Genomic DNA, 16,316 nt, shown 5'->3' with positions numbered 1-16,316 from the left:
TACGCTCGAAATGACGATACGAAAGAGCTTCTTTACTATTTATAGGAGTTCTCTATTAAAGCGTCGTCATCTCGACTGGAACGCAGTGGACTGGAGAGATCTATCTCGCATGAAAAACACTGAAACAGGTTTAGGGTGACGATTTGCCAGAGAGATCTGTCTCTGGATAGGTTCCAGACTGCGCTCGAAATGACGATATCGCGATGGGAATGGCCCCAAATAAAAAAAGCTCCGATTTTCATCGGAGCTTTCTACATAAGATTAATATTCCCAAAGACCTTGTTCGTAATCGAGAACGGACTTTTTAATCCTTTCAGATTCGTACAATCTATCTTTAGGATTTGAAATGATATCCCTGATCTTGTTATCTCCAGGATTAGATTCTTTAACAATATAGCTGCTGAATAAGCGACGGATAAAGAAATCATCAAAACTTAATGAAGATGCATCATTATTGGTATTGATTAAACGTTTCTTCGTCAAAATTTCCCTTGCTTCAGGATAGTACACCCAAAATACTGGTTGCCATTGTTTAGAAACCTCGTTGAATTTCAAAGGCGCAATACCTACAATGCGTGGTTCGAAAATAGAACGTTTAGTATCAAAAATCCAGTCTTCTTTAATCCTGAACTTCAGGAATAAATCTGCATTAAAATCATTAACAACTGTAGTAACAGTTCCGGTTTTATTATTTGAAACCTCCGCTGTCCCTAATGCTGATTTAGCTGCAGAATCTGCAGACATTGGATTAAGGAAAGCATCATCTTCGTTCAATGCGCTATCAATCGGAGAATAAGCAGTAAGCTCTTCTGATTTAATTGCAGCGATTAAAACATCGATTAACCTCGATTTTGGTGATCTTAATGGTGAATTTACAGTATCACGTAAATCAATTTCCCTCCAGATCCTTTTTGCGTAAAAAACATCCTCTTCCCTTACATCAGCCAAAGGAACCATTTCAGTACTGTCAATGTCCTTACGGGCATAGAAACCATCTTTAGGCGGAACCTTTAGTTTCTTTTTAGCTGTTTTAACAGGAGCTTTTTTCGCCGTGTCAACTACAGAAGCAGTAACAGCGGGCGCAGCTTTTTTTGGTGCTAACTTAGCAGGCTTTTTTTGTGCAAAAGCAAACGTGGTTAACAAAACTAAAATAGCAATACTTAAAATCCTTTTCATCTTCTTTTTATTTTACACTAAACGCCAATGAAGGTAAAATTCTTTGACGGCCATCAGGACCAACAGAAACAATATCTTCAAAAAACACCCTTGTACCTGGCGTAACCGAGTTAATGGCACCTTTAACAGCACCGGCAAAGCTTCCGCCACTACCAGCAACGGTAACCGCATCCGAACGAGGTTTGATAATCGTTAATTTATAACGCTGAATCTTAAATTTAACATCGAAAGGAAAATCATCCAAATCTGCTTCAATTTCCGATTCACTTTTTAACTGTACCGAAGCTACATCACCTCCAGCGCGGCCACCAACCTTTGCTACCGGAGCAGGAATGGCTTTAACCCTGAATTTTTGTGAACCTAAGCTTACCGTTTTACCAGCATTACTTGCCGATACATTGATTGATACTTCTGAACCAACCATGCTGCCGGGAACATTTACATTATAGTTTCCGTTACTACCAGACATAGAACCGCCTGAAATAGAAGCACGAACACTTTCTAATGGAAAACCTGCGGCCGATACCGTAAACGGATTGGCAATACCTGCATAAATTACATTCAATTTTGTTGAAGCAACCGATGCCGACGGTTTAGCTACCTGGTAAGTTTGTGGCTGGGTTTTGTATTCTTTAACCTGTCCATCAGTTTGACGCACACGGATAGTACCTACCCATGTAAACTGACCAACGCTGCCCGTACCACCAGTGTACGTTCCTTTACCATCTTTAACCGATAATTTACTTCCGTTAACCGTGATATCAGGAGTTGATCTTGAATCACTTGCGGTTAAAAATACTTCAGCAGTATAAGGCTGCCCCTGGATTACGTAAGAAGTAGGTGCTACTGCAACTGCCGCAAACTGATCTAAGTTAACCTGCGCTTTATCCATATTTCCGAACAACTTTTTAACTACTTCTGCTTCAGCATTTTTAGTATCTGTTTGCAGTTTGGTTAAAATGGTCATTGCAGCAGTTAATGGCGTTCCCTCACCGAAGTAAGTTTCCTGCCAGTTACCTTTTCTTTTTCTCGCAGGATCTTTTGCTTCAAGAGAGAATGCAACACCTGCCCTATCCGCAGGATCTAATAAAGAAATCAGTTTTTCGCGTGTGGCGTTAATTCTTTTCTTTAATTCGTCTGCTTTCTTTTGATTGATCATGATATTCTGAGCAATATCCTGATTTGATCTGTTCACCAGGTCGTCGGTTTCAGGGTCTATTCCGTCACCAGCCTGGGTAAATTCTTTTTTAATGCTTTCAATGTAATTATTTAATTCATCAGCAGCCTTTTGTGCTTCTTTAGCCTTATCGTAAATAGGCTGCGCACGTGCCGGCTCTTCTTTCAGTTTCGAGTTTTCGAAAGCAGAAAATAACTGATTAATACTTGTATTTACATTGTTTTTAGAAGTATCCAAACTATCGTTGATATTTTTGAATGCATCTAAAATGGTATCTGATACGTTTAAGGCGAGCATGGCCAACAATACCAAATACATGATATTGATCATCCGCTGCCTTGTTGTTTCTTTTCCGCCTGCCATGTTTGATGTAGCTTTTCCTTTAAAAATTAAAAACTAAACAAATTATACACGTGGGCCATTCATGGCCGATAGCATATTGCCATAAATTGCATTAAGTGATGCCAGGTTTTTAGCCAGTTTATTCACCTCTTCTTTAAACTGTTTCGAATCTTCCATCGATTCGTTAAAGTTCTGCATGGTTAACGATAAGTTTGAATAGAATTTATTCATCGATTTTAAATGTGCACTCGAATCCTGTAATTCCAGTTCGTACACCGCGTTTAAAGCAGATAAATTCTTCGCCAAATTGTTAACCTGATCGTGGTAAGCCTGAGAATCTACACTGCTCTCGCCCATTGCTTTTAAATTAGCTGTAGCTTTTTCAAAAGACGCGCTCAAATTATCAAAACCAGCTGATGCCGTTTTAATTTTACCAGTAAATTCGTTAGTAGCTGTAGAAGCATCTGCAACATTAGAGATGGTTGCTACTTTATCACCAAACGTACGTAAACCTGCACCTAAACTTTCGATTAGTTCCGGACCGATTTTAGCATCTGATAACATTTTATCTAAAGCTGCCGTGTTCGAAGAAGTTACCGCTGCTACAGGTCTTGCTGATGCTGTTGGTAATTCTCCTTTAAAATCTTCTTTTAATTCAGGGTACACTCTTTCCCATGCTGGTTCTGGTTCTGGTGGGAAAAATCCGGTTAAGAAGAATAAAAATGCTTCCACTCCTAGACCAAGCCCAATCATGTAGTTACCCACAATTCCACCAATGTGTAGAATTTTAAATAACGCTCCGATAATTACAATACTTGCTCCCCATGAAATCGCTACGTGTAACCAGCCTGGTTGTTTCTTTGCTGCCATAAAATTTTGATGTTTTTCTTTAGTTTTTAGTTTGTTTGGTTTAATGTCTTAAATCGGTACCTGGGTAAGATGAAACACATCTGAAACCAATGTATGATCTTTGTGTATCCTGATATTCGTATGTTGCTACTGCATTTTGTAAAAAGTAGCCGGTATCTTTCCATGAACCACCTTTTACCACCTTACGTTTTTTGTACTTACTGTCGTTCGCACCTGCATCATAAGTAAAGTTAGGGTTCAGATCATGCAATAATGGACTGGCACCTTTATTATAGGCTGTTATTGTCCATTCAGAAACGTTACCTGCCATATTGTAAAGGCCATAATCGTTAGGAAAATAAGATCTCACACCAACAGTGTAAATACCACCATCGCTTGAGTAATCGCCACGGCCCGGTTTAAAGTTAGCCTGTAAACAGCCTTTGGTATTTCTGATGTAAGGACCGCCCCATGGATATTTTGTTTTGGTATTACCACCTCTTGCAGCATACTCAAACTCAGTTTCTGCAGGTAATCTGTAATCAGATCTCGATCCAACTGGTAATCTTCTCGCTGTTGCAACTCCATCATACAACCTGGTTCTCCAGTGAGAAAAAGCCTTAGCCTGCTCCCAGCTTACGCCAACTACCGGATAATCATCATATGAAGGGTGGTTATAATAACCGCGAACCATCGGGTCGTTTTGTGAGTAAGAATAATCTGTTTTCCAAACCATTGTATCAGGGTAAATGGCAATGGTATAACGATCAATATAATCCTGGCGTTTGCTGTTTGGATCTTTATGTCCGATAGCTGCTTTTTCCATATTCAATTCGGCATAAGAATACTCGAATTTACGAACATCAAGTTCTTTTTTACCGGGAAGTGCATCAAGGCCAGAATAATACATACCATCTAACTGACTGGCTTGAGCTGCTGCTGCACCTCTCCCCTTGTTGCGCCAGATATTTACTCCGTTTGGCCCAACTTTTTTCCAATCAATATATTTATCGCCCCCAACAGCTGCCGCAGCATTGCCTCTTGGGGTTACCATAAACTGTTGTGGATTTCCCATCATCACAATGGCAATCGAATCGCGCACCCAATTGGTAAACTGGCGGTATTCGGCATTCGAAATCTCTGTTTGATCCATAAAGAACGCACTAATGGTGGTCATTCTACTCGGTCCATTCTGAGAAAATGTAATATCTTCATCCGATCCTCCCAATGGTGTATGCCCTGGCGGAATATAAACCATCCCCAACGGGATTCGATCATTTTTAAATTTGCGGTTATAAGCACCAACCAGCTCACCCTGACCACCATGGCCACAGCTAGCTAGCATTACAGTTATACCTACAATAGCTAGAAGGTAAATTTTCTTCATATTTTTTATGGTGTGCAGCGCACGATTAGGAGCAATTTTATCAAAAATCACTGAAATTATCAACAAAAACAAATATTTTACGTTAAATCATTACTACAAAGCGGTTAAAGTTACTTTAAGGAGTTTTAAGCTTCTGCAATTTTGTTTAAAAAAAATGCGTAACTCCCTATATAACAGCAAAGTTACGCATTTATTGTGTTGACGTAAAATAATTTATTGTACGTATTATTTATTAGATATTTTGATGTAGTTTTCAATGGCCATCGTCATTGACGGTACGCCGGGAGTTGGTGCTGCAATGTCAACAATAAGATCCATATCGGCACATGCTTTACTGGTATTTACGCCAAAAGCAGCAATCCTTGTATTGTTTTGTTTAAAATCAGGGAAATTTTTAAATAATGACTGAATGCTTGACGGGCTAAAGAAAGCGATAACATCATAAAAAACTTCAGCCAGATCAGATAAATCGCTCACTACAGTTCTGAATAAAACTGCAGGGGTAAAATTATATCCGCTTTTTTCGAGAAATTTCATGGTATCTTCTGTAGCTACATCCGAACAAGGATATAAAAACTTCTCTCCAGCATGTTTTTTAAGCACTTCTGCCAAATCAGCTGCAGTTTGTTTACCAAAAAAGATTTTACGCTTTCTATATTGAATATATTTTTGAAGATACAAGGCAATTGTTTCAGAAAGACAGAAGTATTTCAGTTCTGCCGGCACATCATAACGCATTTCTTCACAGATCCTAAAAAAATGGTCTGCTGCATTACGACTGGTAAAAATCACTGCCGTAAAATCGGCAAGGTTAATTTTATCCTTTCTGAAGTCTCTTGCTGGCACCCCTTCTACATGAATAAAAGACCTGAAATCAACTTTTAAGTTGTGTTTTTTGGCCAAATCGTAATAGGGAGATTTTTCGGTTTCAGGTTTTGGTAAAGTAACCAAAATACTTTTTACTTTGCGGATTCTAGAGTCGTTCTTTTCTTGCATTTTCCTTTTTCCTGCTACAGCCCTATCGTTTTAATTAGTATGAGGATAGGACATATTTCGAGGGCGCAAAAGTACAAAATTAAATGCATTCTAGAAAACTTATTATTAGAAAGTATCGTTATACCCGCCCTCAATAATTGGAAAGCAAATATTATGCCTAACAACAAGAACGCCAATACGATATAAACAGCCCCGTATTTAAGTGGCGACAGGGCAAAAGCCACCACCAAAGGAATAAATAACAGCGATGCATTAAAGTAACTCAGGTATAATATGGAAATATATTCGCCTACTGGTTTTTGAACATTAAACAGATAACCCAGAAAGCGCAAAAGGATTAATTTTAGCGCATAAAATGCAATTATGGTAATGGATATGCTAAAGAAAAATTTGAAGCCATCTTTAGCCTGGTACATATCGTTCCATTGTGCTACCAGAAAAAAGAACATCCCAAAAACAAAACCGAACTGCACAAAAAGCAATAAAAACGGCCACGAGCTAAAAAGGTTATCTTCCTTATTAATATTATTTAAAATCCGATTGCTGAAAAATGATTGCACAATGGCAGATAGCTGTTTGGAAAATGCATTTTTTAAGACAGCAAAAATAACGAGCATCCCATAAATAAAACCCAGTAAACCTACATTGCCTTTAGGTATTTTTGTACCCAGCTGGTATGGATTTGCCTTTTTCTTTAGATGCTGGTATTTCTTATTCCAAGCCCATAAATCAAGCTTGGGAGAAAGATATTCCTTTTCAATCGTATCTAAAAGTGCATTTTTATTGATTAAACTATCAGGTAGTACCCAGGTATGATGAACCAAGGAATCGGTAGAAAATTTTTGTCGGGCAAGCGTTGCCGAGTCGGGGCGGTATCTTCTATACCGGTATTGATTTACCACCGCACTATCTGTTTGAACAGGAACCTGCTGTGCTGCCACAAAATCCGCAGACCATAAAAAGGCAAACAAAAGAAAAATGAATTTCGGCATGCTGTAAATCAAAACTTAAAGTTGCAAAAGTAGTCGAATAATCACTGTTTACCTAAATAAAATAAATGGATTTAGAATATGGTGTATCTTTGCGCCAATGTCTGGTATCTATATTCATATTCCTTTCTGTAAAAAGGCTTGCCACTATTGCGATTTCCATTTCAGCACGTCTTTAAAATATGCTGATGAAATGGTCGATGCCATTTGCAAGGAAATCAAAATGAAAAAAGACCGGATAACAAGCCAGGTTGGAAGCATTTATTTGGGAGGTGGAACGCCTTCTATTTTATCACAGGCCGCTTTACAAAAGATTTTCGATACCATCAACCATACTTTTTCGGTAGATGCCAATGCCGAAATCACAATCGAAACCAATCCGGATGATTTAACCAGCCAGAAATTAAAAGAACTGAAACAATTGCCTGTTAACCGCTTTAGCGTGGGCATTCAATCTTTTTATGATGAAGACCTGATCTGGATGAACCGGGCACATCAGGCCAGAGAAGCTGAAGATTGTATCAGGAGAAGTCAGGATGCTGGTTTTGAAAACCTAACACTCGATTTGATTTACGGCTACCCTTTACTAACGGATCAAAAGTGGTTGAGCAATATCCAAAAGGCGATTGAACTGGAAGTACCGCACATATCTGCCTATGCTTTAACGGTTGAGCCAAGAACAGCTTTGGCCCATGCCATTAAGAACAAAAAGCAAATTCCGGTAAACGATAACCAGAGTGCTGCACAATTTGTAATTTTAATGGAAAAACTGGTGGAAGCCGGCTTTGAACATTACGAGATTTCTAATTTTGCCAAACCTAAACATTACGCGGTGCACAATACCAATTATTGGAAAGGTGTAGATTACATTGGCATTGGTCCGTCGGCGCATGGTTTTAACGGCCAGAACCGCTACATGAACCCGGCTAACAATGCTTTATACATCGAAACCCTGGAGCAGAATAAACTACCCGAAATAGTTGAAGAGCTGAGTTTGAACGATCGGTTTAACGAATATATAATGACCTCATTAAGAACCATGTGGGGCACTGATCTGCAGAAAATAAACACCGATTTCGGGAAAGATTTTTTAGAAGAAACAAAATACAATCTCAAAAATTTTGAGGATAAAGATTGGCTGATCATGGATGGAGATAAAATCCGTTTAAGCCAGAATGGAAAATTATTTGCCGATCATATTGCTTCGGAATTGTTTGTTGTTTAAAATGAGTGAGTTCTGAATGAGAGAATGAGTGAATGCTTTTGTAAAATCTATCATTCAATCATTCTCTAATTCGATCATCTCTAATTCAATAATTAAAATATATGTCAAAAATTGTATGGATTACAGGTGCTTCATCAGGTATTGGCGAGGCCCTGGTATATGAATATTTTAAAGCAGGCAACAAACTGATTATTTCGGGAAGAAACCGTGATGAACTTTTTCGCGTAAAAGGAAATTGCCAAAATTCTTTTAATGTGCATGTTTTGCCATTCGATTTAAGCGAAACCGAAACACTGGAAAGCAAAGCCGCTGATGCCATCCGCATTTTTGGAAAAGTAGATTTACTGATCAATAGTGGCGGTGTAAGTCAGCGGAGTTTAGCACTGGAAACCAACCTGCAAACAGAACAGCAGATTATGGACACCAATTTTTGGGGAACAGTTGTATTGAGCAAAGCAGTTTTACCATTGATGATAAGCAACGGCGGCGGACAGATTGCCGTAATCAGCAGTTTAGTCGGAAAATTTGGAACAAAGTTCCGTTCAACCTATGCTGCATCAAAACATGCATTACATGGCTATTTCGATTCCCTCCGATCGGAAGTTTATGATCAAAACATTGATATCACCATAATTTGCCCGGGATTTATCAAAACTAACGTAACCTACAACGCCTTAACTGCAGAAGGCAAACCATTAAACATGATGGGCGATGCACATGAAAATGCGATGAGCCCGGCCGATTGCGCCAAACAAATTGTACAGGCCATTAGCAATAAAAAAGAAGAGGTTTACATTGGTGGAAAAGAAACAAAAGGTGTATTATTGAAACGCTTTTTCCCTAAATTTTTCTCTAAAAAAATAAGGACAGCGAAGGTGAATTAGGTGGAGTGTTTGGCGGATAGCGTTAAGAATGAACCCAAATACTTAAGCCCGATTGCAGCGATATCCTTTTGGCTGTTATCTATGTGCAAAATTCTGCTATGTTACCATCATTTCGAGCAGAGTGTAACGCAGTCGAGAACCCGAAGGCTCAGTGAAGCTAAATCTACCCAGATAGATCTCTCCACTTCGCGGGGCTCCGGAGATGACGCCCATGCTATGGGAGATTATCACTCTGAACAAAGCGAACAACAGTCAAGAAATTTAGTAAAACAGGGCTACCCCCTCCCTAAGTTTACCATATTACTTTTTCAAAACTAAAAAAACAAAAATTAAAACACTCAAAATCAACAAATTAAACAATAAATTTTATTTCTAAAAACCAAGTATCTGTAAGCCATCGTAAATGGAATCAAATAACAGAAACTTAAAAATTAGAAATAATGAAAAATTTAATCCTATCAGTTTTTGCCGTAATTACCATGGCATTTACAACTCAAGTTTACGCTCAAAAAAATCCGATGGTTGGTGGCGCGGCCATGTATTCAACTAAAGATATTGTTGATAATGCGGTAAATTCAAAAGACCACACTACATTGGTGGCAGCAGTAAAAGCAGCGGGTTTGGTAGAAACTTTAAAAGGCGCTGGTCCGTTTACTGTTTTCGCTCCAACAAATGCAGCATTTGATAAACTTCCTGCCGGAACTGTTGATAACCTGGTTAAACCAGAAAACAAAGCAACCCTTACCAAAATTTTAACTTACCATGTTGTTGCCGGTAAAATGGATAGCAAAGCAATTGCAGCAGCAATTAAAGCTGGCGGCGGCAAAGCAGAATTAACAACTGTACAAGGTGGTAAACTTTGGGCCTGGATGGAAGGCAAAAAATTGGTTTTAAAAGATGAAAAAGGCGGAATGAGCACTGTAACCATTGCAGATGTTTACCAAAAAAATGGTGTAATCCACGTGGTTGATACCGTTTTAATGCCTAAATAATATATCGTATATCCTTATAATCAAATAAAACGTTCTGGTTTTTGCCAGAACGTTTTTGTTTTTGACCAAATTACCGGAACATTATTCCCTATTCTTAACATCTGACTTTTTTTGATGAATTGTCAGTTTTTTTTCAAGTTTTCTCATTTCTGCTGCTTGCTGTTTTTTAACTATTTAATTTTGCTTCATTAATAGTTATTTAACATGAAATTCAATTTATCTCCGATAGATGTAGTTGAAGACATATCTAAATCAGATTTCGAGCTGAACTACCTTAAACCCCGTAAACCCCTGGTAATAAAAAATATGGCTAAAAAATGGCCGGCTTACCAAAAGTGGACGATGGAATACATGAAAGATGTTGTTGGGGATAAAACCGTTCCACTTTATGATAGTTCGAAAGCTGATCCTTCTAAACCGATTAATGCTTCGGCTGCTGAAATGAAATTTGGCGATTACATCGATCTGATTAAAGAAACCCCTACAGATCTGCGCATTTTTTTGTTTGATCCCATAAAATTTGCCCCAAAATTACTGGAAGATTATATTGCCCCAAAAGATTTAATGGGCGGCTTTTTAGACAGTTACCCCAATATGTTTTTTGGCGGAAAAGGTTCTGTCACTTTTTTACATTACGATATTGACCTGGCACACATTTTCCATACCCACTTTAACGGCCGCAAACACGTAATCCTGTTCGATTATAAGTGGAAAGAGCGTTTATACCAGATTCCCTACGCCACTTATGCGCTGGAAGATTATGATGTGGAAAATCCTGATTTTGATAAATTTCCGGCCTTAAAAGGTGTTCAGGGAGTAGAAGCGTTTTTAGAGCATGGTGATACCTTATTTATGCCTACGGGTTACTGGCACTGGATGAAATACCTGGACGGATCTTTCTCTATTAGTTTGAGGGCATGGGACAAAAGCTGGGCTGTGAAAGCAAAAAGCTTGTATAACTTAACTTTACAGCGTAAATTTGACGACTTTATGAAAGCAAACTACCGTGAAAAGTACATGCACTGGAAAGAAGAACTTGCAATTAAAAGAGCAGGTAAAGCGTTAGAAAAGAATTTACCAAGATAATAATGATAGAATGAATGTGTGTTGAATGATAGAATGAGCAGTGCTAAGCTTTATGCCAATTCACTAAATCAATCAGTCTCTCATTCAAAATTTCAATTTCCTCATTCAAAACTCAATCATTCAATAATAAAATATGCATCCTAACATTATAAAAATACAAGAAAGCATCACGCCACTTAAACAACAGATTATTAACCACAAAGTTTATTCGGCCATTAGCGAACTGGAAGATTTACGCGTGTTTATGGAACACCATATTTTTGCCGTTTGGGATTTCATGTCGTTGCTTAAAGCTTTACAGATTAACCTTACCTGTACCAGTTTGCCCTGGTTTCCGGTTGGCGATCCGGTTACCAGACAGTTGATTAATGAAATTGTAGCTGGAGAAGAATCGGATGTGGATGCAGATGGCGCCATTAAAAGTCATTTCGAGTTATATTTAGATGCCATGGATCAGTGCGGGGCCAATACAAAACCCATTAATGATTTTTTAAATGCCTTAAAAAATGGTAAAAGTTTCAACGAAGCTTTTGAAATTGCCGATGTACCTTCCGCAGCAAAAGATTTTGTAAATGCCACTTTCGAAACCATTAATAGCGGCAAAACACATTTACAGGCAGCCAGTTTTACCTTTGGCAGGGAGGATTTAATTCCAAACATGTTTTACAGCATGGTAAACGACCTGAACAGTACTCAGGCCGATAAAGTATCGATTTTTAAATATTATTTAGAACGCCATATTGAAGTAGACGGCGATCACCACAGCCATTTGGCACTCTCGATGACGGAGAAACTCTGCGAAAAAGAAGAAGCATTTTGGGCAGAAGCAGAAGAAACCACAAAACAGGCTTTACAGAAACGCATCGACCTTTGGGATGCAGCTTATGCCGAAATTGTTAAAAATAAAGTTGAAGCTTAATTATTAAATTGTTAAGTATTTGCTAATTTAGATTACGTGATTTTAGTCACATTTAACTGTTAACTTCAATTTTGTAAAATAAAATTTACACATTTGTTGTTCGGCACAAATAACCGATTTAAGCGCATGAGTTTCATTTTAAAACCTGTTGATATTGTTGAGAATATCACTCCTGAAGATTTTAAGAAAAATTATTTGAAAACTAAACGTCCGTTAGTCATCAGGGGCCTTACCAAAGACTGGCCTGCCAGAGAAAAATGGACTACTGAATATTTAAAAGAAATTGGCGGTGAGCTGGAAGTTCCGCTTTACGATAACTCTAAAGCCGACCCATCGAAACCAATTAATGCGGCTACTGCACACATGAAATTTGGCGATTACCTCGACCTGATTAAACGTGAGCCAACAGAATTGAGGATTTTCTTTTTTAACCTGTTTAAAAAAGTACCTAGTTTAATCAATGATGTAAAAATCCCTAAAGATTTAATGGGTGGTTTTATTGAAAGTATGCCGGCCATGTTTTTTGGCGGATCTAACTCGGTAACCTTTTTACATTACGATATCGATTTGCCGCACATTTTCCATACCCATTTTGGTGGTAGGAAACACATTGTTCTATTCGATAATAAATGGAAAGACAGGTTATATTGCTTACCAAATGCAACTTATGCTTTGGAAGATTATGACGTTGCCAATCCTGATTTCGAAAAATTCCCCGCACTAAACGGTGTTGAGGGTTATGAAGTTTTCTTAGAGCATGGCGATACCTTATTTATGCCTACAGGAATGTGGCACTGGATGAAATACCTGGATGGATCGTTCTCGTTAAGCCTTAGGGCATGGGATCAATCGATTACCCGGAAAGTGGCCAGCGTTTGGAGTTTATTTACCCACGGCGCCATTGACAGCTTAATTAAAATGACTTTCAAAGAAAAATATGCCAACTGGAGAGAGAAAAAAGCAGTTAAAATTGCTGAAAGAGCTCTAGCCAAAGGCAGACCATAAGAATAGTTTTTCATGGGCGTTAAAAATCTGTTAAGCTGTGATTAACAAAATACCAAAACGGGACGCTCAGCAATGAAGTCCCGTTTTTCATTTAAAGCACGCATGGCCGACTTTGATTTGAATCTATACATGAGACCGATGTTCGAAAATCATTTCTCCTTTTTAAAGGGGCATGGGTTTTCTGATTTTTCTCAAAAACCGCCGATGCACAACCCCCAGAGTAATTTTCACTTCGTCAGTGCCAATAAGCACGTTGAGATTGATATTTCGTTCGAATCGATAACCACTCCTTTCTATGCCAGCCTGAACAATTATGGCATCATAATGCTCGACCTCAACAATCAGACTATTGCAGCATACAATGCCAATTTCAATCCATTTAATTTTACCGATGCCTGTGATCAGCTTCATGATGAATATTTAGGCGAGATTGCTTCTATTTTACAACGACATATTAACGTTCTTTATGGCGATACTTCCCAACTGGAAGAAAATACTCAAATTTATAAGGTAACGTTAGACAAGGCGGAAATAGAACGAAAAATAAAGGAACAATTGTTCACCTGCACATTTGATAGTTTATGGGGCCCTTGCATTCACGAATCTGCTTCTCTCGAAGAGATCAGAACCTACCTTCTTCAATTAGACGAAGTCGTTACCAATATCAGCATGCATGACTGGAATGGAAATAAAATCGACTTCTCGTTATAAACTAACTTAACCACATTTCAAACCAGAATAAATCCATGGAACAAACAACCCTAACCGAAAAACAAAAAATGCTGTCAGGAAAAGCTTACCAGGCGGGTGACGCAGAGCTGGCAAAAGAAAGATTAAAAGCCCGCGAAATTGTTTTCGAATTTAATAACCTGGCTCCAAAATTCATTAAACAACGTAAAGAATTACTGAAAAGACTGTTCGGCAAAACAGAAAAGATGTTTTATGTAGAGCCACCGTTTAGATGCGATTATGGTTATAACATCGAAATTGGTGATAATTTTTACGCAAACTTCAACCTCGTTATTTTAGATTGCGCCAAAGTGAGTATTGGTAACAACGTTTTTATTGCGCCAAACGTAGCCATTTATACCGCAGGCCATCCTATCCATGCACATTTAAGAGATCAGGAATATGAGTGGGCGCAGGAAATTACGATTGGCAATAGCGTGTGGATTGGTGGGAATGTAGTAATCAATCCCGGCGTAAAAATCGGATCAAATGTAGTAATCGGATCGGGCAGTGTGGTTACGAGGGATATCCCGGATAATGTGTTCGCCGCAGGAGCCCCTTGCAGGGTAATCCGCCAGTTAACCGATGAGGACAAGGATTATTATTATAAGGATTTTAAGTTGGGTGAGTAAATTTCAATGCAACCTTAACCCACCGGATATCGTCTTAGGGTAAATTGATGTAATGAAAACAGCGCTACCTTTTTTATTTGTGTTTTTTACTTTCTTGTCGGGTTTTGCACAACGGATTTCTAAAACAGAAGCCATTGCTGATATCGACTACCTCGACAAGGTAATCAGAGCGGCACATTACAACCCATTTTTATACACTTCAGAGATTAAATACATACAAAAAATAAATCAGGTAAAAAGTACCATCCCCGATTCAATTGAAACCAGACCCTTTACCTTAAAACTTGGAGAAATAACAGGTCTTATTGATGATGCCCACACTGCACCCACTTTTATACAATCTATATTTAAGGCAGATTTCAGGAAACCTGTTTTTTTACCCTTAACATTTGTTGCTGATAAAAAAGGTAAAACCTATTCCGATGGAAAAGCATTACCGGGTATTATTCCTGCAGGTGCAGAAATCATTTCAGTAAACGGAACTTCTATTCAAAAGTTTTACCAGGAAAGTGCATTGCGTGTAGGTGGGCTTCAAACTTACCGCAATGAGATAGCCATTAAAATGATCGGCTATAACATATACCTTTCGGGTATAAGGCCCCCTTTTAAAATCGCTTATCAGTATCAGCACAAAAAAGGAATTAAAACAATTGAAAATGGAAGTATTTTAAGAGATTTAATAGGCGATGCATTTCCAAACCTGATTGGTAAGCCCTATTCATTTAATATATTGGAAGATAAGGTTGCTAACATTGAATTAAATACTTTAGAGGGCGATTACCATCCTTATCTGAATTTTTTCGATTCGTGTTTTACGGTAATAAAACAGAAAAAAATCAAAACCCTTGCCATTGATATCAGAAAAAATACAGGAGGCAATTCTATCAATGCAGATTTACTTTTAGGCTTTTTTAATTCAAAAAAATATACCTTATCTGGCGGGAAAAATTGGAAAATAAGTCAGCTGTACAAAGATCAATTAATTAAGCAGGGTGATACCAGTAGTAATTACTTAAAACAATCTAACAATAGTATCTGGCAAAGGCTCAACTGCGAGCCTTATGATCCAAAATACACCAGCGAACAAGCCTTTTTTAATGGCCAAGTTTATATTATTACCGGACCCATGACATTCTCGAGTGCAAATATGCTTGCAGATGGTGTAAAACAATTTAAACTGGCAAAGCTAATTGGCGAAGCTACGGGAGAAAACACAAACGATTTTGGTGAAGGTTACCACTTTCAATTGCCTAACAGTAAAATCGGCTTCAATGTATCAACAAGTTTAGATTTTGGGGCTGATTGTAACAACAAAACCAGACACCCTGTACTACCCGATCGCCAAATCGAAACAAGTTATCTTGATAAAATTAAAGGTCTTGATCCTGTACTTCAATACATATTAAAGGTATCGGAATAATTAACTGCTATGATCAACGATCACCTTCCACTCCCCTTTTATTTTTTTGATCAACAGTGTAAAATATCCTTTTAATTCATCTTTCTCACGCTTTACATTCCAGCTACCCAGCACAAAGGCAAGATCGGGTTTTAAAAATTCGACTTTTTTTATTCCAAATACCAAAAAGCCCATGGCAGATTTATCGGGATAGCCGCGTTTGTAATTATCCAGTGTTTTTTGCCAGCCGTAAGTTGGTCCGCTTTTACCTACAAAAAGTAAACTGTCTGATTTTGCGTAACCCTGCATATAAGCTTCAACATCGCCTTTGTTCCAATCGCTGCGCTGTTTTTCGAGTATGTTGAGAACAGCTTGTTTATCTTTTGCATTTTGAGCATGAGTGCTGAAATAAATAAAAAACAGGGCGATAAGCAGTATTTTTTTCATGATTATTACAATTTTGGTAAAAATTAAAGATATGAAACAAAATATTTTGTTCCATCGCTAAAAATTGGTTATTTACATTTTT

General features: G+C 38.1%; 16 protein-coding genes. 9 read left to right on the top strand and 7 right to left on the bottom strand.

What is annotated here, in order from left to right:
- Positions 1 to 261: 261 nt before the first annotated feature.
- The 6 genes from porN to ABD769_RS16665 form a co-directional block, all read right to left on the bottom strand.
- A complete protein-coding gene (gene porN / locus ABD769_RS16690) occupies positions 262 to 1,176 on the bottom strand; it encodes a type IX secretion system ring subunit PorN/GldN (RefSeq protein ID WP_344852530.1) in 915 nt (304 codons plus the stop codon).
- 7 nt (positions 1,177 to 1,183) lie between these two features.
- On the bottom strand, positions 1,184 to 2,716 hold the full coding sequence (gene porM / locus ABD769_RS16685; protein ID WP_344852529.1) for a type IX secretion system motor protein PorM/GldM: 1,533 nt from the start codon (positions 2,714 to 2,716) through the stop codon (positions 1,184 to 1,186).
- A 42-nt stretch (positions 2,717 to 2,758) separates the two neighbouring features.
- Entirely contained in the window at positions 2,759 to 3,565 is an 807-nt protein-coding gene (porL, locus tag ABD769_RS16680; RefSeq protein WP_344852528.1) for a type IX secretion system motor protein PorL/GldL, read from the bottom strand.
- 40 nt (positions 3,566 to 3,605) lie between these two features.
- Positions 3,606 to 4,931 carry a T9SS ring complex lipoprotein PorK/GldK gene (gene porK / locus ABD769_RS16675; protein ID WP_344852527.1) on the bottom strand — a complete coding sequence of 442 codons (1,326 nt, stop codon included), beginning with the start codon at positions 4,929 to 4,931 and terminating at the stop codon, positions 3,606 to 3,608.
- A 225-nt stretch (positions 4,932 to 5,156) separates the two neighbouring features.
- Positions 5,157 to 5,927, bottom strand: coding sequence for a uroporphyrinogen-III synthase (locus ABD769_RS16670; RefSeq protein WP_025143998.1), 771 nt, complete (start codon positions 5,925 to 5,927; stop codon positions 5,157 to 5,159).
- 14 nt (positions 5,928 to 5,941) lie between these two features.
- Positions 5,942 to 6,919 carry a DUF4271 domain-containing protein gene (locus ABD769_RS16665; protein ID WP_344852525.1) on the bottom strand — a complete coding sequence of 326 codons (978 nt, stop codon included), beginning with the start codon at positions 6,917 to 6,919 and terminating at the stop codon, positions 5,942 to 5,944.
- Between the two features lie 97 nt (positions 6,920 to 7,016).
- On the opposite strand from ABD769_RS16665, the gene hemW reads away from it, so the two are divergent.
- The 9 genes from hemW to ABD769_RS16620 all read left to right on the top strand — a co-directional run bounded on the left by hemW (position 7,017) and on the right by ABD769_RS16620 (position 15,808).
- The gene (gene hemW / locus ABD769_RS16660; protein ID WP_344852524.1) at positions 7,017 to 8,141 is read left to right on the top strand and encodes a radical SAM family heme chaperone HemW; all 1,125 of its coding nucleotides are present in this window, start codon (positions 7,017 to 7,019) and stop codon (positions 8,139 to 8,141) included.
- Positions 8,142 to 8,242: 101 nt separating this feature from the next.
- Positions 8,243 to 9,025: an SDR family oxidoreductase gene (locus ABD769_RS16655; protein ID WP_344852523.1), complete on the top strand. Its 783-nt coding sequence runs from the start codon at positions 8,243 to 8,245 to the stop codon at positions 9,023 to 9,025.
- Positions 9,026 to 9,465: 440 nt separating this feature from the next.
- The gene (locus tag ABD769_RS16650) at positions 9,466 to 10,017 is read left to right on the top strand and encodes a fasciclin domain-containing protein (RefSeq protein ID WP_344852522.1); all 552 of its coding nucleotides are present in this window, start codon (positions 9,466 to 9,468) and stop codon (positions 10,015 to 10,017) included.
- Positions 10,018 to 10,221: 204 nt separating this feature from the next.
- Positions 10,222 to 11,103, top strand: coding sequence for a cupin-like domain-containing protein (locus ABD769_RS16645; RefSeq protein WP_344852521.1), 882 nt, complete (start codon positions 10,222 to 10,224; stop codon positions 11,101 to 11,103).
- Positions 11,104 to 11,236: 133 nt separating this feature from the next.
- A complete protein-coding gene (locus tag ABD769_RS16640) occupies positions 11,237 to 12,022 on the top strand; it encodes a DUF3050 domain-containing protein (protein ID WP_344852520.1) in 786 nt (261 codons plus the stop codon).
- A 126-nt stretch (positions 12,023 to 12,148) separates the two neighbouring features.
- Positions 12,149 to 13,027: a cupin-like domain-containing protein gene (locus ABD769_RS16635; protein WP_113947658.1), complete on the top strand. Its 879-nt coding sequence runs from the start codon at positions 12,149 to 12,151 to the stop codon at positions 13,025 to 13,027.
- Between the two features lie 72 nt (positions 13,028 to 13,099).
- Positions 13,100 to 13,738 carry a hypothetical protein gene (locus tag ABD769_RS16630; RefSeq protein WP_344852519.1) on the top strand — a complete coding sequence of 213 codons (639 nt, stop codon included), beginning with the start codon at positions 13,100 to 13,102 and terminating at the stop codon, positions 13,736 to 13,738.
- A gap of 35 nt (positions 13,739 to 13,773) precedes the next feature.
- Positions 13,774 to 14,388 carry a sugar O-acetyltransferase gene (locus ABD769_RS16625; protein ID WP_344852518.1) on the top strand — a complete coding sequence of 205 codons (615 nt, stop codon included), beginning with the start codon at positions 13,774 to 13,776 and terminating at the stop codon, positions 14,386 to 14,388.
- A 52-nt stretch (positions 14,389 to 14,440) separates the two neighbouring features.
- On the top strand, positions 14,441 to 15,808 hold the full coding sequence (locus ABD769_RS16620) for a S41 family peptidase (RefSeq protein WP_344852517.1): 1,368 nt from the start codon (positions 14,441 to 14,443) through the stop codon (positions 15,806 to 15,808).
- Here ABD769_RS16620 and ABD769_RS16615 read toward each other — a convergent pair whose 3' ends face one another.
- The gene (locus tag ABD769_RS16615) at positions 15,809 to 16,234 is read right to left on the bottom strand and encodes a YybH family protein (protein WP_344852516.1); all 426 of its coding nucleotides are present in this window, start codon (positions 16,232 to 16,234) and stop codon (positions 15,809 to 15,811) included.
- Positions 16,235 to 16,316: the final 82 nt, after the last annotated feature.

The organism is Pedobacter jeongneungensis (assembly GCF_039538295.1).
Classification (GTDB): domain Bacteria; phylum Bacteroidota; class Bacteroidia; order Sphingobacteriales; family Sphingobacteriaceae; genus Pedobacter; species Pedobacter jeongneungensis.
The sequence above is the reverse complement of the archived record's forward strand: the minus strand, read 5'-3'. Positions and strand labels throughout refer to the sequence as shown.